This is a genomic window from Leifsonia sp. Root4 (assembly GCF_001425085.1).
In the GTDB taxonomy this organism is placed as follows: Bacteria; Actinomycetota; Actinomycetes; order Actinomycetales; family Microbacteriaceae; genus Microterricola.
The window spans coordinates 724,179-743,796 of the sequence record NZ_LMDN01000003.1 but is presented as its reverse complement, the minus strand read 5'-3'; the positions used below and the strand labels follow the sequence as shown (position 1 = coordinate 743,796).

Sequence of the window (19,618 nt, the reverse complement as noted above, 5' to 3'; positions counted from 1 at the left end):
CGGCGGAGCCAACGAACGCTCCGCCGCGGACAAGAACCCATCTGAGCCCATTCGGGCACAAAGTACGGAGTACAAAACATGAGACGCGCGAAAATCGTCGCAACCCTCGGACCGGCAACGTCCAGCTATGAACAGATCCGAGCGATCATCGATGCCGGTGTCGACGTCTGCCGCATGAACCTGAGCCACGGCACCTACGACGTGCACGAGGGCGTTTACCAGAACGTGCGCAAGGCCGCCAACGACTCCGGCCGCGCCGTGGCCGTGCTGGTCGACCTGCAGGGCCCCAAGATCCGACTCGGAAAGTTCTCTGACGGGCCGCACGAGCTCGCAGAGGGCGACATCTTCAAGATCACCACCGAGGACATCCTCGGCACCAAGGAGATCTGTGGAACCACCTACAAGGGACTCCCGGGCGACGTGAAGCCGGGCGACTTCCTGCTGATCGACGACGGAAAGGTGCGCGTCGAGGTCGTCTCGACCGACGGCGTCGTCGTCACGACCAAGACGATCGTCGCCGGCACCGTCTCGAACAACAAGGGCATCAACCTGCCCGGCGTTGCCGTGAACGTGCCCGCACTCTCCGAGAAGGACGAAGACGATCTGCGCTGGGGCCTCGAGCTCGGCGCCGACCTGATCGCCCTCTCCTTCGTGCGCAACGCAGAAGACATCACTCGCGTGCACGAGATCATGGACGAGGTGGGACGCCGCGTTCCCGTCATCGCCAAGATCGAGAAGCCGCAGGCCGTCGAGGCCCTCGAGGGAATCGTCGACGCCTTCGACTCGATCATGGTCGCCCGTGGCGACCTCGGCGTCGAGCTTCCGCTCGAGGCCGTGCCGATCGTGCAGAAGCGCGCCGTCGAGCTGGCCCGCCGCATGGCCAAGCCGGTCATCGTCGCCACGCAGATGCTCGAGTCGATGATTTCCAGCCCGGTTCCGACCCGTGCAGAGACCTCGGACGTCGCCAACGCCGTCCTCGACGGTGCAGACGCCGTGATGCTCTCCGGTGAGACCAGCGTCGGCGAGTACCCGGTCGTGACCGTGCAGACCATGGCACGCATCGTGGACTCGACCGAGGAGCATGGCCTGGAGCGCATCCTGCCGCTCACGGTCAAGCCCCGCACGCAGGGTGGGGCGATCACCCTCGCCGCCGCCGATGTCGCCGACTTCGTCGACGCCAAGTTCCTCTGCGTCTTCACCGAGTCCGGTGACTCTGCCCGCCGCATGTCGCGCATCCGCTCGAAGATCCCCATGGTCGCGTTCACGCCGGAGCCCGGCATCCGCCGCCGCCTGGCACTGACCTGGGGCATCCAGACCTACCTGGTCGACCGCGTCACCCACACCGACCAGATGATCGGTCAGGTCGACGATGTGCTGCTCGGCCAGGGCCTCGCAGAGGTCGGTGACAAGGTCGTCGTCATCTCCGGATCCCCTCCCGGAATCGTCGGCTCGACCAACGACATCCGTGTGCATGTCGTCGGCGATGTCCACAACGAGGCGGCTCCCGCGTACAAGCGCAGCTAGTTCGCCGCTCGGGAAGGCCCGGTTCGAGAGAGCCGGGCCTTTCGCATGTAATCGGGCCTTTCGCAGGCAATCGGGCCTTTCGCATGCCCGGCATCGCACGATAGCGTGTGCGCACAGCTTCATCACTCTCAAAGGAGACAGCGATGCCAGCAAGCCTCTTGCCCGATGTGCACATTCCGGCGGTCAGCGTGTATGAATCGGTGTTCGGAGGTTTGAGTGAGGAGGATCGCGGCTCCGTCGCGATCATCGATGGGGCGTCGGGGGCCGAAACGACCTTCGGAGAGTTGCTCGCCCACGTCAACGCCATCGCGGGGGCCCTGGCCGCGCGGGGCGTCGTGCTCGGTGACGTGATCGGGCTCCTCTGCCCGAACATCCCGGCGTTCGCCTCGGTCTTCCACGGCATTCTGCGTTCCGGCGCGACCGTGACGACGATCAACTCGCTGTACACGGCGGAAGAGATCGGCGCCCAGCTGAAGGATTCCGGTGCGAGCTGGATCTTCACGGTGTCGCCGCTGCTCGCCGGTGCGGCCGCCGCGGCGGCCGAGGCCGGCATCCCAGTCGAGCGGATCGTCGTGCTCGACGGTGCAGAGGGTCATCCGTCGCTGCCTGACCTCCTGACGGCGGGGGAGCCGGCGCCGGAGATCAGCTTCGACCCGGCGACCCACATCGCCGTGCTGCCGTACTCCTCCGGCACGACGGGGCGTCCCAAGGGCGTCATGCTCACTCACACGAACCTCGTCGCGAACGTCGCGCAGGGCATCGGCGCCATCGGCGTCGAGAGGGGCGAGCGGGTGCTCGCCGTGCTGCCCTTCTTCCACATCTATGGCCTGACCGTGCTGCTGAACTACGCGCTCACCCTGCGCGCGGTGCTCGTCACGATGCCGCGCTTCGATCTGGTGGAGTTCCTGCGCATCACCAGCGAGCACCGCTGCAACTGGCTCTTCATCGCTCCGCCGATCGCCGTCGCACTGGCCAAGCACCCGGTTGTCAGCGCCTACGACCTCTCCAGCGTGAAGGTCGTCTTCTCGGGGGCGGCCCCGCTGAACGGCGCGCTGGCCGAGGCGGTCGCGACGCGGCTCGGGTGCATCGTCGCGCAGGGCTACGGCATGACGGAGGCGAGCCCGGCGACGCACGTCATCCCGCTCGCCCGCCCCGACATCGACCGCTCGAGCGTCGGGTTCGCGCTGCCGAACACCGAGTCGCGCGTCATCGGCCCCGAGACGGGCCAGGACGTCGTGGTGCCGGATGCAGGGCAGAGCGAGCCAGGGGAGTTGCTCGTGCGTGGCCCGCAGGTGATGGCAGGCTACCTCGGCAAGCCGGACGAGACGGCCGCGACCATCGACGAGGACGGCTGGCTGCACACCGGTGACCTGGCGACGGTTGACGCCGAGGGGATTTACCGCATCGTCGACAGGCTCAAGGAACTCATCAAGTACAAGGGCTATCAGGTGGCCCCCGCGGTGCTCGAGGCGATCCTGCTGCAGCACGGCGGCATCGCGGATGCCGCGGTCGTCGGGGCCGACGACGAGGACGGCCAGGAGATCCCGAAGGCATTCGTCGTGTTGCAGCCCGGTGCTGCGCTCAGCGCCGATGAGGTGATCGCGTTCGTTGCCGGTCGTGTCGCGCCGCACGAGAAGGTGCGCGTTGTCGAGTTCATCGATGCCATCCCGAAGTCGAGCGCCGGAAAGATCCTGCGGCGCGAGCTGCGGGGGCGCTAGCCCCGCTCGGCCAGCGTCGCGCGGAATGGTCGATAGAAGTCGCGGAGGTCTCGGATGAGGCGGTCCGGCCGTTCGAGTGCGAGGAAATGACCGCCGGCTTCCGGCCCCCGCCAGAGGCGGATGTCGCGGTAGGTCCTGGCCGCGAACTCGCGCGGATATGCGGCATCCTCTGGTGAGAGAATCAGCCCGGCCGGGGCGGTGACCGGGGGCAGCGACGGCGATGCCGCGTCGTCGCGGTAGGGCAGGAACGAACTGCTGATTGAGTTGGTGACCCAGTACAGGGTGATGATGTCCATCAGGGTCGTGCGGTCGATCGCCGAGTCGAGCCGTCCATCGCAATCACTCCATTCGCGGTACTTCTCGATCAACCAGGCGGCGAGGCCGGAGGGCGAATCGGAGAGTCCAGCAGCGAGCGAGTCGGGTCGCGCAGCCTGTATCGCCGCATAGCTGTCATCCGTGTCACCGCGATCCTCGCCGCGCTGCCGGAGGTAGCGCTCCTCGGCGGGCGACAGGGGGACCGCCGGGTCGATGTCCGGGTGCAGGTTCGGGTGGTGCGTGAACACGCCGATCATGCGATCGGCGTGCCTGGCTCCGAGGAAGTTGGTGACGTGCGATCCGATGTCGCCGCCGTAGGCGCCGAAGCGGCCGTAGCCGAGCTTGTCCATGAGTTCGACCCAGAGCTCGGCGATCCGCGATGGCTCCGTTGGGCCCGCTGCGAGTCGAGACGAGAAGCCGAACCCGGGGAGCGAGGGGATGATGACGTCGAAGGCGTCCGCCGCGTCACCACCGTGCGCCGCGGGATCGGTCAGCGGGCCGATCACGGGGAGGAACTCGAAGAAGGAGCTCGGCCAGCCGTGAGTGAGGATCAGGGGGAGTGCAGGCGCTTGATCTGATGTCGGCCGTGCACCGACGTGGATGACGTGAATGTCGGTGCCCGACACGCGGACGAGCCTCTGCGGCAAGCGGTTCAGGGTCGCTTCGCTGTTTCGCCAGTCGTAATCGCGTGCCCAGGACGAGACGAAGCGGGCGAGATACTCCGGGTCGGTTCCGCCATCCCACTCGGAGCCGATCGGCCGCGCGAAACGCGTGCGCTCGAGTCGCTCACGCAGATCGAGCAGCGTGGCATCCGGGATGCTGATGGTGAAGTCGCGCACGTCTTCCATCTCCCCGACGCTACACGCGGTCCCCGACATCGCCCCAGCCCGGCATCGCTCAAACCTCACGCGCACAAAGCCGTGTCGGTGGTCGATGCGATGCTCAAGTCATGGACGACGTCGTCGAGGGCCAGCCGAGTGGGCAGGATGCCATATCCGGCGACCCCGTGCTCGGCGAGTTCCTCTTCGAGCTGGGGGAGGCCAACGCATACCTCGGCTATGCACAGGCCGAAACGTACCGTGTGATCGAGGCGGCCAGACGGCGGGCTCGTGCGATCGCCGACCCACTGGGCGGGCGGCGCTCACTGGACGAGGAATTCGCCCGGCGCAGCCTGATCGCCGAGATCGCTCTCGTTCTTCGTATGCACGAACGCACTCTGCACTCGTTGATGTATGAGGCCCAACAACTCGTCAATGTCTTTCCGAGCACGCTGATCGCGCTCGCCTCCGGAGACATCAGCCAGCGGCACGCGCGTGAGTTCCTCGCCGGAACGGTCACCCTGCCGCCGGAGCTGCACGCGAGCTTTGAGGCAGCTGCACTCCCGAAGGCCCGCGTCCAATCTCCGACACAGTTCCGGCAGAGCGTGAGACGACTCCAGGAGCGGATCAGCCCGGAAGCGCTGGCGGTGCGTGCCGCGCACAGCCGCGCAGAACGCCGCGTCGTGTTCGAGCCAGCCGAGGACGGCATGGCCTGGCTGAAGCTCTACCTGGAGGCAGACAAGGCGTGGTCGGTTGCTGAGCGCGTCAGCCACCTGGCCGATCAGGCGGAGCGAGATGCCGCTGACGCCGCCGATGCGGACGACCACGAGCGACTCGCGGCGATCTCCGCATCGAGCACCCACGCGCAGCTCGAGGCCGACGTCGCCGTGGAGTTGCTGCTCGGCCGGCCGGCGCCAACACTCATCGACGGCACCCCGGCGACCGCGATGCCGGCGCTGGCGTTCAGCAGTCCTGAGGTCTTCGTTGCTGTGCCGCAGATCACCATAGGGGTGCACAGCCTCATCGGGCAGTCGGATGAGCCGGCCGTGCTCCACGGCTACGGTTCGATTCCCGCCGACGTCGCGCGCGGCCTCGCAATCCAAGCGAAGACGTTCCGTCGTGTGCTCGTCGACCCTGCTGAAGGCACCCCGCTGGCACTGGATCCTCACCCGCGCCGCATGCGCGAACTGTTCCCGGGCCTCACCGCACCACCGGAACGTCAGCCTCATGTCCGCTGGCGTGCTTGGCAGGGCGATGACGGCACACTTCGACGGCTCTCGCCGACGGGGCACGGCGTCGTGACAGCCCCGGCCAGCACGATCGGCTGCACCCGCGGCGCACGAGCGGGCCCGCCGCTCGATACTCGGCCGGACCGACCGCCGGCGGGCGAATCGACGTACCCGGATCCGCCGCCGTTCTAGCGGGCAGGGCCCGGCCGTGACAGGGTGAAATTTGTATTGTGCCGGTGGTGGGACTCGAACCCACACGTCTCTCGACAAAGCATTTTGAGTGCTCCGCGTCTGCCATTCCGCCACACCGGCGCACAAGACCTCGATCAGAATACCGTAAGCTTGAACCCGTGACCGACACAGACAACACCCCAGCTCCGCCCCGCCGCGTCGTCGTCGCAGAGGACGAGTCCCTGATTCGTCTCGACATCGTCGAGATTCTGCGTGACAACGGTTTCGAGGTCGTAGGCGAGGCCGGTGATGGTGAGACCGCGGTCGCACTGGCAACCGAACTGCGCCCTGACCTCGTCATCATGGACGTCAAGATGCCCCAGCTCGACGGTATCTCCGCGGCCGAGCGCCTGAGCAAGGGCCACATCGCGCCCGTCGTCCTGCTGACCGCGTTCAGCCAGAAGGAGCTCGTCGAGCGCGCGACGGAGGCCGGAGCCCTGGCTTACGTCGTCAAGCCGTTCACGCCGAACGACCTGCTGCCGGCGATCGAGATCGCCCTGGCCCGCTACGCCCAGATCATCGCCCTCGAGGCCGAGGTCACCGACCTCGTCGAGCGCTTCGAGACCCGCAAGCTCGTCGACCGCGCCAAGGGCCTGCTCAACGAGAAGATGGGCCTCACCGAGCCCGAGGCGTTCCGCTGGATCCAGAAGGCGTCCATGGATCGCCGCCTCACCATGCACGACGTCGCACAGGCGATCATCGAGCAGCTCAGCGCCAAGAAGTAACGGCGCCGAGCAACACGACTTTCACGCGAAGAGCGGATGCCGATGGCATCCGCTCTTCGTTCGTTAACCCCGGATCGGCTAGGCCTGCTGCGGCAGCTCCTTGATGAGGTTCGTGATGCGGATCGTGGAGCAGCGGCGACCCTGCTCGTCGCTTACAGCGATCTCGTGCGTCGTCAGCGTGCGTCCGAGGTGGATCGGCGTGCACACGCCCGTGACGAAACCGGAGGTGGCCGAGCGGGTGTGCGTCGCATTGATCTCGATGCCGACGGCCAGGCGGCCCGCCCCGGCCCAAAGGTTCGCCGCCATGGAACCGAGCGACTCGCCGAGCACGACGTAGGCACCGCCGTGCAACAACATCGCCGGCTGCGTGTTGCCCTCGACGGGCATGCGGCCGACGGCCCGCTCGACGCTGAACTCGGTGAACTCGATGCCCATCTTCTCGGCGAGGGCACCGATTCCGCGCTGCAACACCCAGTCGAGGGCGTCTTGGGTCGTCTGTGTCATGGTCACCTTTGATTTCGGCCAGCGCGGGTCAAGCCTGATGCCTGTCGGCGGCGGCTTGTAGGCTGTGTCTGTGTCGGATTCAGAAAAGCCTACCCTCCTCATCATTGACGGCCATTCGCTGGCGTTCCGGGCGTTCTACGCCCTGCCGGTCGATAGTTTTCAGACCAGGGACGGGCAGCACACCAATGCCATCCACGGCTTCATCTCGATGCTGTTGAACCTGTTGAAGAATGAGAAGCCGACGCACATCGCCGTCGCCTTCGACATCTCCCGGTTCTCGTTCCGCACCCGGGAGTACCCCGAGTACAAGGGAACGCGAGGCGAGACCCCGTCCGAGTTCATCGGCCAGATCCCGCTGCTGCAGGAGGCTCTCGCCGCGATGAACATCGTCACGATCACGAAGGAAGACTTCGAGGCCGACGACATCCTGGCCACCCTCTCCGTGCGCGGCACGGAGGAGGGCTACCGTGTGCTCGTCGTCTCCGGCGACCGTGACAGCATCCAGCTCGTCAACGATGACGTCACCCTGCTCTACCCCAACACCCAGGGCGTCTCACAGCTGAAGCGGTACGACCCGGCCGCCGTCGTGGAGCGCTACGGCATCCGCCCGGAGCAGTACCCCGATGTCGCGGCGCTCGTCGGTGAGTCCAGCGACAACCTGATCGGCATCAGCAAGGTCGGCGAGAAGACCGCCGTCAAGTGGCTCGGCCTCTATGGCAGCCTCGACGGCATCCTCGAACACGCCGACGAGATCAAGGGTGTCGTCGGAAACAATCTGCGCGAGCAGAAAGAGAACGCGATCCGCAACCGTCGGCTCAACCGACTCGTCACCGACCTCGAACTGCCTGTCGCGGTTCCGGAGCTCGAGCGTGGTCCGATCGACGAGCAGGCCGTTCGCGACATCTTCGCCCGCCTCGAGTTCCGCACCCTGCTCGACCGGGTTCTCAAGCAGGAGCTCGCCGAGGGCGCTGAGGCCGTGGCCGGCGCCGAGCCGGATGCCGTTGTCATTGACATCCCGGCGACCCCGACGGCCCAAACGCTGCTCGACGAGGAGCTGCGTGGCTGGCTGAACCGCGTCACCGCCACCCACCCGGGTGGGCTCGGCCTGAGCGTCGAGATCATCGACGGCCTGCCCATCGGGTTCGGCGTTGCCAGCGAGACCGAGGCGGTGATCCTGCCCTGGATCACCGGCCGCAGCGACTACGAGCCATTCGAGGAATGGCTCGCCAGTGATGCGCCGAAGATCATGTGCGGCGCGAAGTCCCAGCTGAAGGCGATCCGCCGCGCCGGTCTCGCCTTCGACGGTCTCGCTGTCGACGCCCTCGTTGCCGGCTGGCTGTTGCGACCGGGCGGGCAGGAGAAGACCCTCTCCGACCTCGTCTCCCGCCACCTCGATGAGACCGTTCCACAACCCGATCTCAACCAGCTCGTGCCAGACGACGCTGTGCCCTCCGGCGCCCCCGTCGACGCCTGGTACGCGCTCCGGGTGGCCCCGGTCGTCGTGGCCCAGCTCGACGAGGGCTCGCGCAGCGTGCTTGAGACCATCGAGATGCCCACGCTGGCCGTGCTCGTCGAGATGGAACTGCGCGGCGTCGCGGTCAGCCACGACGAACTCGCCGCCCTCTCCAGCGAGCTGGGGGAGACCGCGGCGAGAATCGCCGAGAAGGCCTTCGCCGAGATCGGGCGTGAGGTCAACCTCGGTTCGCCCAAGCAGCTGCAGGAGGTGCTCTTCACCGAGCTGGGCATGCCGAAGACACGCGCGACCAAGACCGGCTTCTCGACGGATGCCGGCGCCCTCGCCGATCTGCAGCAGAGCAACCCGCACCCCTTCCTGGGGCTGCTCCTCGAGCACCGTGACGCGACGAAGTTGCGTCAGATCGTCGAGACGCTCGACAAGTCCATCGACGAGACCGGCCGGATCCACACCAACTATGTGCAGGTCGGCACGGCGACGGGGCGTATCGCGTCGAACGACCCCAATCTGCAGAACATCCCCGTCCGCACGGAAGACGGCCGCCGCATCCGCGCCGCCTTCCATGTCGGCGACGGCTATGAGACGCTGCTCACCGCCGACTACTCGCAGATCGAGATGCGCATCATGGCGCACCTCTCCGAGGACGCCGGGCTGATCGAGGCGTTCAACGTCGGAGAAGACCTGCACCGCTTCGTCGGCGCGCGCATCTTCGGCGTCGAACCGGAAGACGTCACCCCGGCTATGCGCAACAAGGTCAAGGCCATGTCGTACGGCCTCGCCTACGGGCTCAGCGCCTTCGGCCTCTCCAAGCAACTGCGCATCGACACGGCAGAAGCCAAGCAACTCATGACCGACTACTTCAGCCGTTTCGGCGCCGTGCGCGACTACCTCCGTCACGTCGTCGAGCAGGCCAAGGTCGACGGCTACACCACGACCCTCTTCGGCCGGCGACGCCCGTTCCCCGACCTCGCCAGCCCGAACCGGGTGCACCGTGAGGCTGCGGAACGCCAGGCGCTCAACTCGCCCATCCAGGGATCGGCCGCCGACATCATGAAGCGCGCCATGATCACCATCGAGAACGAGATCGTCACCCAGGAGCTGCGTTCACGCATGCTGTTGCAGGTACACGATGAGTTGATCTTCGAGGTCGCGCCCGGTGAAGCCGATGCGTTGGAGAAGATTGTGCGCGATGGCATGGGGGGAGCGGCAGAGCTGCTCGTGCCGCTCGACGTCCAGATGGGCCACGGCGCCAACTGGGACAGCGCGGCGCACTAGGCCGCACAGACTTCACGGAGAGCCGGAGCTATGGAAAGCCACGAGATGAGTACCGAAGCACGCACGCCGTCGACGATCGATCAGATCGCCGAGGACTGGGTCGACACCCTGGTCGCGCTACAGCCGACGATCGGCACCTTCATCGGCCGCAATGAGGGGAACGGCCGCTTCGGCGACTACTCGCCGGCCGGCCACGACGAGCTGGCGGCCGCCGCCAGCACGGTGATCGGCCGGCTCGACGCCGAGACGCCCGTCGACGCGGTCGACGAGGTCACGAAGACCGATCTGCGCGCCACCCTCGCGTTGCAGTTGCGCAGCATCGATGCCCAGCTCCCGCTGCGAGATGTCAATGTGATCGCATCGCCGGCCCAGGAGATCCGCGAGATCTTCGACCTCATGCCCACCGCGACGGTGGAGGACTGGGAGCAGATCAGCTTGCGTCTCGCCGCGGTTCCGGCCGCGGTCGACGGCTACATCGAGACCCTGCGCGCCGGTATCGCTGCCGGTGTCACACCCGCCGTGCGCCAGGTGCGTGAGGTGGCGGCCCAGACAGCCAAGTACGCGGCCGTCGACGGCTTCTTCACCGAGTTCGCGGCGGGTGCCTCGCTCGCATCGGGCGAGCTGCCGGCATCGCTGGCGAAGCATCTCGGCGACGGCGCCGGTGTGTCCCTGCTCGCCTACGACAAGCTCAGCCACTTCCTCGCGCACGAGCTGGCGGATGCGGCAACGCCCGTCGACGGCGTCGGCCGTGACATCTACGCACTGCAGTCCGAGCACTTCCTCGGCGCGACGATCGACCTCGACGAGACATACGAGTGGGGTATCGACGAGCTCGCCCGCATGGTCGCAGAGCAGAAGAGCATCGCCAACGAGATCAAGGCCGGCGCCTCCGTCGAGGAGGCCATCGCCTTCCTCGACACCGACCAGAGCCGCAAGCTCCATGGCACGGAGGCGCTGCAGCGCTGGATGCAGGAGACGAGCGATCGGGCCGTCGCCGAGCTCGGGCGCAGCCACTTCGACATTCCGGAGGAGATCCGCACCCTGGAGTGCATGATCGCGCCGACGCAGGAGGGTGGGATCTACTACACGCAGCCCACCGACGACTTCTCCCGGCCTGGCCGCATGTGGTGGTCGGTGCCGGAGGGCGTCACCGAGTTCGACACCTGGCGCGAGCTCACGACCGTGTACCACGAGGGCGTTCCGGGCCATCACCTGCAGATCGGCCAGGCCGTCTACAACCGGGCGACGCTGAACACCTGGCGCAGGCAGCTCGCCGGCACCTCCGGGCACGCAGAGGGCTGGGCCCTCTACGCGGAGCGGCTGATGGAACAGCTCGGCTACCTCGATGACCCGGCCGACCGCCTCGGCATGCTCGACGGGCAGCGCATGCGCGCTGCGCGCGTGGTGCTCGACATCGGCGTGCACCTCGGCAAGCAGCGGCCCGACGGCAACGGGGCGTGGACGGCGGAGTACGCATTCGAGTTCCTTCGCGAGAATGTCAACATGAACGACGGCTTCGTGCGATTCGAGGTGAACCGCTACCTCGGCTGGCCGGGGCAGGCGCCGTCGTACAAGGTGGGGCAACGCATCTGGGAGCAGCTGCGCGATGACGCCGCCGCCCGCGCGGGTGCCGGCTTCGACATCAAGGAGTTCCACAAGCGCGCGCTCGACCTGGGCGGTGTCGGCCTCGACACACTCAAGGCGAGCCTCCTCGCCTGACACTCGGCTTCGGTCGCGGCCTCGTTCCTCGGCTGCTCCCTCGAGCCAGCGTGGGGTTTTGGCGGCCGGCGTTGGGTGCGGTGCGCTTCTCTGCACGTTGGCTCGAGCGAGCGGCGCCGCGACGGAGGAGCAGCGTCGCCCGCGAAGCCCTGAGCGGATCCGTCGAAGCGGTTGCGATGGCATCGTGTCGTGGAACTGAGTGCGCCGCTGCTCGGTAGGCTCTACGAGTATTCGGGCTCGTTCCACTACGAGAGCCGCTCGAGGGACGGGGAGCGATGAGCAGGCGTGTCGTCATCGCGGGGGCTTCCGGCTTCATCGGGCAGTACCTCAGCGCGAAGTATCGCGCCGCCGGCGATCACGTGGCGACGATCGGGCGCAGCGGGGCGGATGCCGCATGGGGCGACGCCGCGGCGATCGCCGCGCTGCTGGACGGCGCCGATCTGCTCATCAACCTGGCCGGCAAGAGCGTCAACTGCCGCTACACGGCCGTCAACCGCGCCGAGATCCTCCGTTCACGGGTCGAGACGACGCGGGAACTCTGCGAGGCGGTCGCGGCCTGCGTGCGGCCGCCGACGCTCTGGGTCAACTCCTCGACCGCGACGATCTACCGTCACGCCGACGACCGGCCCATGACGGAGACCGGGGGAGAGATCGGAACCGGCTTCTCCGTGTCGATCGCCACGACATGGGAGCGCGCCTTCTTCGCCGCGGAGCTGCCGAACACGCGACGGGTCGCGCTGCGCATGGCGATCGTGCTCGGGGACGGCAGCGCACTCATCCCGCTGGTGAACCTGGCCCGATTCGGACTCGGCGGGGCGCAGCACGACGGGCGGTGGCCGGCCACGGCGAAGCGCAGGGCCGCCGGAACGTTCCACGAGAACCGTCACACGGCGGGCCGCCAGAAATTCAGCTGGGTGCACATCGATGACGTTGCGGGCGCCATCGACTTCGTGGAACGGCATCCGGAGATCGACGGCGTCGTGAACGTCTCGGCCCCGGCGGTGAGCGACAACGCCACCGTGATGCTGGCGCTTCGCCGCATCGTCGGTGCGCCGTTCGGGCTGCCGACCAGCCGGTGGATGCTGGAGCTCGGCTCGGCGGCGATCCGCACCGAGACCGAACTCGTGCTGAAGAGCCGCTGGGTGCTGCCGGAGCGGCTGCAGCAGCACGGCTACGAGTTCGCGTACCCAGAGCTCGAGCCGGCGATCCGCGCAATCGTCGCCGAGCGGCAGCCGCGATGAACGGCGTCGCCCTGATCTGCCTCGTTCTGCTGGCTGCCACCGCGACCGCCGCGCTCCTGGTGCGGTTCGATCTGCGGCGGCGGCCTGGCCGCATTGCGCAGTACAGCGCTCCCAGCGGCATGAATCTGCTCACCGCCGCCGTGCTCGACCGCACGGAGAAGCGGGCCGTCGCGGCCGAGCTGGTGAACCTCGCCGTGCGGCGGAACATCCGCTTCATCGCCCCGGACGCCGGCCGAGCACAGACGGAGGCGAGGGGCGCGCTGCGGATCGAGCTGCTCGACGGTCCGCCGCTGGACGCGGAACAGCACGAACTGCTCGTCACCCTCTTCGGCGCGTCTCGCTCGTCGAAACGCGTGCGTCGTGTGCTGCGGCGCGACGCGAAGCTCGGCCGGGCGCTCCGGAGCGTGCGGCAGGGCGTTGCCCGTCGCCTCGAACAGGCAGGACTGGTCGGACCGCTGCGACGCTGGCCGGCGATCGTGCTGCGCCTTGTCGCCGTTCTCGGCCTCATCATTTTCGTGATCGCTGCGCTCGTCGGGCCAGGGACCGGGCTGTGGCTGCTTCTGAGCCTGCCGGCCGCCGCCATGACGGTCACGGCGATCGGGGCCATGCCTGCCGAGTGGCGCAGCGTCTCGCCCGCATCCTTCGAGCTGCGCGATCACCTGGCCGGCCTCCGCGACTACATCGAACTGGCCGAGGCCGATCGGCTGCGCTTCCTGCAATCGCCCGATGGTGCGCTGCGGCACGGAATCGACACCCCGGATGGGCGGCTGGAGGCGTTCGTGCTGAATGAGAAGCTGTTGCCGTATGCGGTGCTGTTCGGTCAGGAGCGGGAGTGGGCGAGGGTGCTGGAGACCGAGCACAGGGAGCTCGCGGAATCGGGGAGGCTCGACCCACTCGATGTGCTGGACCTGCTGGACGTCCTGCACACCGCGCATCTCATCGTCGATTTCGGGCTGAACATCGCCGAGCTCGACGTGTCGCTGCTCGACGGAATCGATCTGGCTGGCATCGACCTGTCAGACCTCAGCTTCGACTTGTAGCTGCAGCGGGGAAACGGCTAAGCTAGAACGTCACGTTTGTGACGATCTATCCGTATGCCCCTCGCAGTATCCCATTCAGCTCTACCGCTGTGAGTGGCCCGAACTTGTCCGTACTGGAGCATCTACTACATGACAATCGTAACGACCGCCAAGGCACCCAAGCAGGTCGCCATCAATGACATCGGATCTGCTGAAGACTTCCTCGCCGCGGTCGAAAAGACTCTGAAGTTCTTCAACGACGGTGACCTCATCGAGGGCACCGTTGTGAAGATCGACCGCGACGAGGTTCTCCTCGACGTGGGCTACAAGACCGAGGGTGTCATTCCCTCGCGTGAGCTGTCCATCAAGCACGACGTTGACCCCAGCGAGGTCGTCAACGTTGGCGACACCGTCGAGGCCCTCGTTCTCCAGAAGGAGGACAAGGAAGGTCGTCTCATCCTGTCCAAGAAGCGCGCACAGTACGAGCGTGCGTGGGGCGACGTTGAGAAGATCAAGGACGCCGATGGCGTTGTCACCGGTTCGGTCATCGAGGTCGTCAAGGGTGGCCTCATCGTTGACATCGGACTCCGTGGCTTCCTCCCGGCTTCGCTCATCGAGCTTCGCCGCGTCCGCGACCTCACGCCGTACCTCGGCCAGGAGATCGAGGCCAAGATCCTCGAGCTCGACAAGAACCGCAACAACGTTGTGCTTTCGCGTCGCGCCCTGCTTGAGCAGACTCAGTCTGAGAGCCGCACCACCTTCCTGAACAACCTTCAGAAGGGCCAGGTCCGCAAGGGCGTCGTCTCCTCGATCGTCAACTTCGGTGCGTTCGTCGACCTCGGCGGCGTTGACGGCCTCGTGCACGTCTCCGAGCTCAGCTGGAAGCACATCGAGCACGCCAGCGAGGTTGTTGAGGTTGGCCAGGAAGTCACCGTCGAGATCCTCGAGGTTGACCTCGAGCGCGAGCGCGTGTCGCTGTCGCTCAAGGCAACGCAGGAGGACCCGTGGCAGGTCTTCGCCCGCACCCACGCCATCGGCCAGGTTGCACCGGGCAAGGTCACGAAGCTCGTCCCCTTCGGCGCGTTCGTTCGCGTTGCAGAGGGCATCGAGGGCCTCGTTCACATCTCCGAGCTCTCCGGCAAGCACGTTGAGCTTGCTGAGCAGGTCGTTTCGGTCGGCGACGAGGTCTTCGTCAAGGTCATCGACATCGACCTCGAGCGTCGCCGCATCTCGCTGAGCCTCAAGCAGGCCAACGAGAACGTCGACCCCGAGGGCACCGAGTTCGACCCGGCCCTCTACGGCATGCTCACCGAGTACGACGACCAGGGCAACTACAAGTTCCCCGAGGGCTTCGACCCGGAGACGAACGAGTGGCGCGAGGGCTTCGACACCCAGCGCGAGGTGTGGGAGCAGCAGTACGCTGCCGCCCAGGCTCGCTGGGAGGCCCACAAGAAGCAGGTTGCAACCGCGAACGAAGAGGCTGCCGTTGCCGGCGAAGCCGCTGCGGCCGGTTCCACCTTCTCGAGCGAGTCCGCCACCGGTGGCACGCTTGCCGATGACGAGTCCCTCGCCGCACTGCGCGAGAAGCTCTCTGGCGGCAACTAGCATCACCAGCGCTCACCACGCCGCAACGCGGGGTTGAACGCAGCGAAACGGGTCGGTCCTTCTGGACCGGCCCGTTTCGTCGTTGACCCGTCGCAGCGACCGCCGGCCGTGCCTAGGCTGGTCCCATGCAGATCGGACGCCTCCAGCAGCACGCAGAGTCCTTCCAGCACGGCGCCGACGGCTACGACCGACACCGCCCCGGCTACCCGGAGCAGAGCGTTCGGTGGCTCCGCGGTGCGGCATCCGCCCCGCAGGATGTTCTCGACCTCGCGGCCGGGACGGGCAAGTTGAGCGCCGCCCTGCTCGCGCTCGGCGACAGGGTCACCGCTGTCGATCCCTCCGCCGACATGCTGCGCGTCGCCGCCGAGCGGATGCCGCAACTCACGACCATCGTCGGCAGCGGCGAGCAGATCCCGCTGCCGGCCGCCAGCGTCGACCTGGTGACGGTCGCCCAGGCCTGGCACTGGATGGACGAGGAGCTCGCGACGCGCGAGGTGGTCCGGGTGCTGCGACCAGGGGGCAGACTCGGGCTGATCTGGAACAGCCGCGACGACAGCATTCCCTGGGTGGCGGCGCTGTCGACGGCGATGAACGCCGATCTGAACGGCACCGCCTTCGTGCCGACGCTGGGCGCCGGCATGACGGTCCTCGGGCGGAAGGTCGAGCGCTGGACCCAGCGCACGGACCGGGCCGGCATCCTGAAGCTCGCGACGACGCGCAGCTACTACCTGGTCGCGGGTGAGTCGGAGCGGGCCGCCATGATCGCGCGGATCGAGGCCGTGCTGGATGCGCACCCGGAGACACGGGCCGCGACGATTCTGCTCCCCTACGTTACGGAGAGCTGGCTTGCTGCACCGTGGCTCGGCGAGTGCGCCTGAGCCGGGCGATCCAGCGTGCGAGCAGTACAACGCCGCCGATCATCGCGAGCAGCGCGAGGACGGGGGCCAGAATCGCGAGCACGGAGATCACGACGCTGCTGACATCCTCCGCGGTACTGAGAACGGGCGCGGCGAGACCGGCCGTGAGCGCATTGGCGACAGGCCGCACGCTGAGCTTCGCCAGGTGCACGGCCAGGGCGATCACGGCGCCGATCACGATCGGCACCCACTGATTCGAGCTGAAGAATGCGGCCGGATCGGTGATGGCGACCGTCGTCGCCGAGCTGCCGGAGCCGAAGGCGAGACCACCGGATGTCGGCCGGACGACGGTCTGGACGATGTCGTTCACCGAGTCGACCCCCGGCACCTTGTCCGCCAGGATCTCGAGCACGAGGAGCACGGCGAGGATGCCGAGCACCCACTCGTTCTGCAGCCAAACCCAGTTCGGCGGCAGCTCGATCAGGCCGGTGAAGCGCGAGCCGAGCCCGATGAGAAGCAGCGGGATGTAGGCATTCAGGCCGGCGGATGCGGCCAGAGCGCTTCCGGTGAGGAACTCGAGCATGTGCCGAGTCTGACATGGATGCCCGCTGCCCGGCACGTCTAGACTCTGACTGTGTATCTCATCGGATTGACGGGCGGCATCGCCTCGGGTAAATCGACGGTCGCCCGCCGTCTCGTTCAACATGGCGCGATCCTGATCGACTCGGACGTCCTCGCCCGCAAGGTCGTCGAGCAGGGTACGCCGGCGCTCGCCCGCATCCGCGAGGAGTTCGGCGACGGTGTCCTGCACGCCGACGGCTCGCTGGACCGCGAGAAGCTCGGCGCCGTGATCTTCCACGACGACGACGCGCGGGCCAGGCTGAACGCCATCGTGCACCCGGCGGTTCGCGAGCTGGGCGAGAAGCTCAAGGCCGAGGCCGCAGCAGCCGACCCGGACGCCATCGTGGTCCAGGACATCCCACTGCTCGTGGAGGCCGGGCGCGCCACAGAGCCATTCGACCTCATCGTCGTGGTGGAGGCGCCGAAGAAGACGCGGGTCGCCCGGCTGGTCGAGGAGCGGGGCCTCGACCCCGCGCACGCGAACGCCCGCGTTGATTCCCAGGCCAGCGACGAGGAGCGACGCGCCGTCGCCGATGTCGTGATCGACACCGACGAGAGCCTCGCCCACACGATGAGCCAGGTCGATGACCTCTGGATGCGGGTGCTGGCCGAGCGCACTGTCGGTGGGCGTCCGTAGACTTGATCCATGGAACCCACCCGCGCCGTTCGCCCGTTCGAGGTCGTCAGCGACTACACACCGAGCGGTGACCAGCCCGGCGCGATCGCCGACCTCTCCGCCCGCATCAACGCCGGTGAGACGGACGTCGTGCTGCTCGGTGCAACCGGAACGGGAAAGTCGGCGACCACCGCGTGGCTGATCGAGGCCGTCCAGCGCCCGACGCTGGTGCTCGCGCACAACAAGACCCTCGCCGCCCAGCTGGCCAACGAGTTCCGCGAGCTGATGCCGAACAACGCCGTTGAGTACTTCGTGTCGTACTACGACTACTACCAGCCAGAGGCGTACGTGCCGCAGACGGACACCTTCATCGAGAAGGACAGCTCGGTCAACGCCGAGGTCGAACGCCTGCGCCACTCCACGACGAACTCGCTGCTCAGCCGGCGCGACGTGATCGTGGTGTCGACCGTGTCCTGCATATACGGACTCGGCACGCCGGACGAGTACATGAACGCCATGGTGGCTCTGCAGGTGGGCCAGAAGGTGAGTCGCGACTGGCTCGTGCGCAAGTTCGTCTCGATGCAGTACCAGCGCAACGACATCGACTTCTCCCGCGGAAACTTCCGGGTGCGCGGCGACACCATCGAGATCATCCCAATGTACGAAGAACTCGCGATCCGCATCGAGATGTTCGGCGACGAGATCGAGGCGCTCTACAGCCTGCATCCGCTCACCGGCGACGTCGTGCGCAAGCTCGACTCCATCGCCGTCTTCCCCGGTTCGCACTACGTCGCAAGCACCGAGGTGATGCAGAAGGCCATCGTGACGATCCGCGAGGAGCTCGAGTGGCGTCTGGCGCAGCTCGAGCGCGAGGGCAAGCTGCTTGAGGCCCAACGGCTGCGCATGCGCACGAACTTCGACCTCGAGATGATGGAACAGATCGGCTTCTGCTCCGGCATCGAGAACTACTCGCGGCACATCGACCAGCGTGCCGTCGGCGAGGCCCCGCACTGCCTTCTCGACTACTTTCCCGACGACTTCCTCGTCGTCATCGATGAGTCGCACGTGACGGTTCCGCAGATCGGTGCCATGTACGAGGGGGACTCCTCGCGCAAGCGCACTCTCGTCGAGCACGGATTCCGGCTGCCGAGCGCCCTCGACAACCGGCCGCTCAAGTTCAACGAGTTCAAGAACCGCGTCGGCCAGACCGTGTACCTCTCGGCGACGCCGGGCAAGTACGAGATGGGCATCGCCGACGGCATCGTCGAACAGATCATCCGCCCGACCGGTCTCATCGACCCCGCCATCGTGCTGAAGCCGAGCAAGGGCCAGATCGATGACCTGCTCGAGGAGATCCGCCTGCGCGCGGCCAAGGACGAGCGTGTGCTCGTCACGACTCTGACCAAGAAGATGGCCGAGGAGCTCACCGACTTCTTCACAGAATCCGGTGTTCGGGTGCGTTACCTGCACTCGGACGTCGACACCCTCCGCCGCGTCGAGCTGCTCACCGAGCTGCGCCAGGGCGTCTACGACGTTCTCGTCGGCATCAACCTGCTCCGTGAGGGCCTCGACCTGCCAGAGGTCTCGCTCGTGGCGATCCTCGACGCCGACAAGGAAGGCTTCCTGCGCTCGGCGACCTCGCTCATCCAGACGATCGGCCGTGCGGCCCGTAACGTCTCCGGCGAGGTGCACATGTACGCCGACCGCGTCACCGACTCGATGGCGAAGGCCATCGAGGAGACGACGAGGCGCCGCGAGAAGCAGGTCGCGTACAACCTGGCCAACGGCATCGATCCGCAGCCGCTGCGAAAGCGCATCGCCGACATCACCGACGTGCTGGCGCGCGAGGAGGCCGACACCGCCGAGCTCCTGGCCGGGCGCGAGGGCCGCAAGAAGTCGCCTGTGCCGAATCTGCGCCGGGAGGGAATCGCCTCGGCCGGCGGCAACGAGCTGGAGTCGCTGATCGCCGATCTCAATGAGCAGATGCTGCAGGCGGCGGGGGAGCTCAAATTCGAGCTGGCGGCCCGCCTCCGCGACGAACTCTCCGAGATCAAGCGGGAGCTCCGCCAGATGGAGAAGGCCGGCCACCTCGACTGATCCCGTGAGGGCTGAGTGTTCGCCGCGAGC

15 protein-coding genes and 1 tRNA gene are annotated in these 19,618 nt (G+C 67.1%); 12 read left to right on the top strand and 4 right to left on the bottom strand.

What is annotated here, in order from left to right; genetic code table 11:
- Positions 1-78 precede the first annotated feature (78 nt).
- Positions 79-1,524, top strand: coding sequence for a pyruvate kinase (gene pyk, locus ASC66_RS13140; protein WP_055840196.1), 1,446 nt, complete (start codon positions 79-81; stop codon positions 1,522-1,524).
- A gap of 143 nt (positions 1,525-1,667) precedes the next feature.
- Positions 1,668-3,242, top strand: coding sequence for an AMP-binding protein (locus ASC66_RS13135; RefSeq protein WP_055840194.1), 1,575 nt, complete (start codon positions 1,668-1,670; stop codon positions 3,240-3,242).
- Here the strand turns inward: ASC66_RS13135 and ASC66_RS13130 are convergent.
- Complete coding sequence (locus ASC66_RS13130) at positions 3,239-4,405, bottom strand: epoxide hydrolase family protein (protein WP_055840193.1); 1,167 nt, start codon at positions 4,403-4,405, stop codon at positions 3,239-3,241. The two genes, ASC66_RS13135 and ASC66_RS13130, sit on opposite strands and share 4 nt — an antisense overlap.
- Positions 4,406-4,506: 101 nt before the next feature.
- On the opposite strand from ASC66_RS13130, the gene ASC66_RS13125 reads away from it, so the two are divergent.
- Entirely contained in the window at positions 4,507-5,796 is a 1,290-nt protein-coding gene (locus tag ASC66_RS13125) for a DUF222 domain-containing protein (RefSeq protein ID WP_055840191.1), read from the top strand.
- 39 nt (positions 5,797-5,835) lie between these two features.
- Here the strand turns inward: ASC66_RS13125 and ASC66_RS13120 are convergent.
- A tRNA-Leu gene (locus tag ASC66_RS13120) sits at positions 5,836-5,916 on the bottom strand.
- A gap of 38 nt (positions 5,917-5,954) precedes the next feature.
- Here ASC66_RS13120 and ASC66_RS13115 point away from each other — a divergent pair.
- A complete protein-coding gene (locus ASC66_RS13115; RefSeq protein ID WP_047410793.1) occupies positions 5,955-6,560 on the top strand; it encodes an ANTAR domain-containing response regulator in 606 nt (201 codons plus the stop codon).
- A gap of 78 nt (positions 6,561-6,638) precedes the next feature.
- On the opposite strand, the gene ASC66_RS13110 is transcribed toward ASC66_RS13115, so the two are convergent.
- The gene (locus ASC66_RS13110; RefSeq protein WP_055840189.1) at positions 6,639-7,064 is read right to left on the bottom strand and encodes a hotdog fold thioesterase; all 426 of its coding nucleotides are present in this window, start codon (positions 7,062-7,064) and stop codon (positions 6,639-6,641) included.
- A 70-nt stretch (positions 7,065-7,134) separates the two neighbouring features.
- Here ASC66_RS13110 and polA point away from each other — a divergent pair, with 70 nt between their 5' ends.
- From polA to ASC66_RS13080, 6 genes are all read left to right on the top strand, one after another.
- On the top strand, positions 7,135-9,813 hold the full coding sequence (gene polA, locus ASC66_RS13105; protein ID WP_055840187.1) for a DNA polymerase I: 2,679 nt from the start codon (positions 7,135-7,137) through the stop codon (positions 9,811-9,813).
- Between the two features lie 45 nt (positions 9,814-9,858).
- Positions 9,859-11,532 (top strand): DUF885 domain-containing protein, encoded by a 1,674-nt coding sequence (locus tag ASC66_RS13100; RefSeq protein ID WP_055840185.1) that lies wholly within the window; start codon positions 9,859-9,861, stop codon positions 11,530-11,532.
- Positions 11,533-11,807: 275 nt separating this feature from the next.
- Entirely contained in the window at positions 11,808-12,773 is a 966-nt protein-coding gene (locus ASC66_RS13095) for an epimerase (protein WP_055840183.1), read from the top strand.
- A complete protein-coding gene (locus ASC66_RS13090; protein WP_055840180.1) occupies positions 12,770-13,813 on the top strand; it encodes a DUF2207 family protein in 1,044 nt (347 codons plus the stop codon). The genes ASC66_RS13095 and ASC66_RS13090 overlap by 4 nt, the downstream gene beginning before the upstream one ends.
- Before the next feature lie 129 nt (positions 13,814-13,942).
- Positions 13,943-15,397 (top strand): 30S ribosomal protein S1, encoded by a 1,455-nt coding sequence (gene rpsA, locus ASC66_RS13085; protein WP_055840178.1) that lies wholly within the window; start codon positions 13,943-13,945, stop codon positions 15,395-15,397.
- A gap of 125 nt (positions 15,398-15,522) precedes the next feature.
- On the top strand, positions 15,523-16,275 hold the full coding sequence (locus ASC66_RS13080) for a class I SAM-dependent methyltransferase (RefSeq protein WP_055840177.1): 753 nt from the start codon (positions 15,523-15,525) through the stop codon (positions 16,273-16,275).
- On the opposite strand, the gene ASC66_RS13075 is transcribed toward ASC66_RS13080, so the two are convergent.
- Entirely contained in the window at positions 16,229-16,837 is a 609-nt protein-coding gene (locus tag ASC66_RS13075) for a DUF4126 domain-containing protein (protein WP_055840175.1), read from the bottom strand. The genes ASC66_RS13080 and ASC66_RS13075 overlap by 47 nt on opposite strands.
- 51 nt (positions 16,838-16,888) lie before the next feature.
- On the opposite strand from ASC66_RS13075, the gene coaE reads away from it, so the two are divergent.
- Together coaE and uvrB are read left to right on the top strand one after the other, a co-directional pair.
- Entirely contained in the window at positions 16,889-17,512 is a 624-nt protein-coding gene (gene coaE, locus ASC66_RS13070) for a dephospho-CoA kinase (RefSeq protein WP_055840173.1), read from the top strand.
- A 9-nt stretch (positions 17,513-17,521) separates the two neighbouring features.
- On the top strand, positions 17,522-19,588 hold the full coding sequence (gene uvrB, locus ASC66_RS13065; RefSeq protein WP_055840170.1) for an excinuclease ABC subunit UvrB: 2,067 nt from the start codon (positions 17,522-17,524) through the stop codon (positions 19,586-19,588).
- The last annotated feature ends 30 nt before the right edge of the window (positions 19,589-19,618 follow it).

Coding starts and splice junctions, on each gene's coding strand:
- ASC66_RS13090 (WP_055840180.1), top strand. CDS start 12,770: ATGAACGGCGTCGCCCTGATCTGCCTCGTTCTGCTGGCTGCCACCGCG.
- ASC66_RS13080 (WP_055840177.1), top strand. CDS start 15,523: ATGCAGATCGGACGCCTCCAGCAGCACGCAGAGTCCTTCCAGCACGGC.
- rpsA (WP_055840178.1), top strand. CDS start 13,943: ATGACAATCGTAACGACCGCCAAGGCACCCAAGCAGGTCGCCATCAAT.
- ASC66_RS13100 (WP_055840185.1), top strand. CDS start 9,859: ATGAGTACCGAAGCACGCACGCCGTCGACGATCGATCAGATCGCCGAG.
- ASC66_RS13095 (WP_055840183.1), top strand. CDS start 11,808: ATGAGCAGGCGTGTCGTCATCGCGGGGGCTTCCGGCTTCATCGGGCAG.
- ASC66_RS13075 (WP_055840175.1), bottom strand. CDS start 16,837: ATGCTCGAGTTCCTCACCGGAAGCGCTCTGGCCGCATCCGCCGGCCTG.
- pyk (WP_055840196.1), top strand. CDS start 79: ATGAGACGCGCGAAAATCGTCGCAACCCTCGGACCGGCAACGTCCAGC.
- ASC66_RS13135 (WP_055840194.1), top strand. CDS start 1,668: ATGCCAGCAAGCCTCTTGCCCGATGTGCACATTCCGGCGGTCAGCGTG.
- ASC66_RS13125 (WP_055840191.1), top strand. CDS start 4,507: ATGGACGACGTCGTCGAGGGCCAGCCGAGTGGGCAGGATGCCATATCC.
- uvrB (WP_055840170.1), top strand. CDS start 17,522: ATGGAACCCACCCGCGCCGTTCGCCCGTTCGAGGTCGTCAGCGACTAC.
- ASC66_RS13110 (WP_055840189.1), bottom strand. CDS start 7,064: ATGACACAGACGACCCAAGACGCCCTCGACTGGGTGTTGCAGCGCGGA.
- ASC66_RS13130 (WP_055840193.1), bottom strand. CDS start 4,405: ATGGAAGACGTGCGCGACTTCACCATCAGCATCCCGGATGCCACGCTG.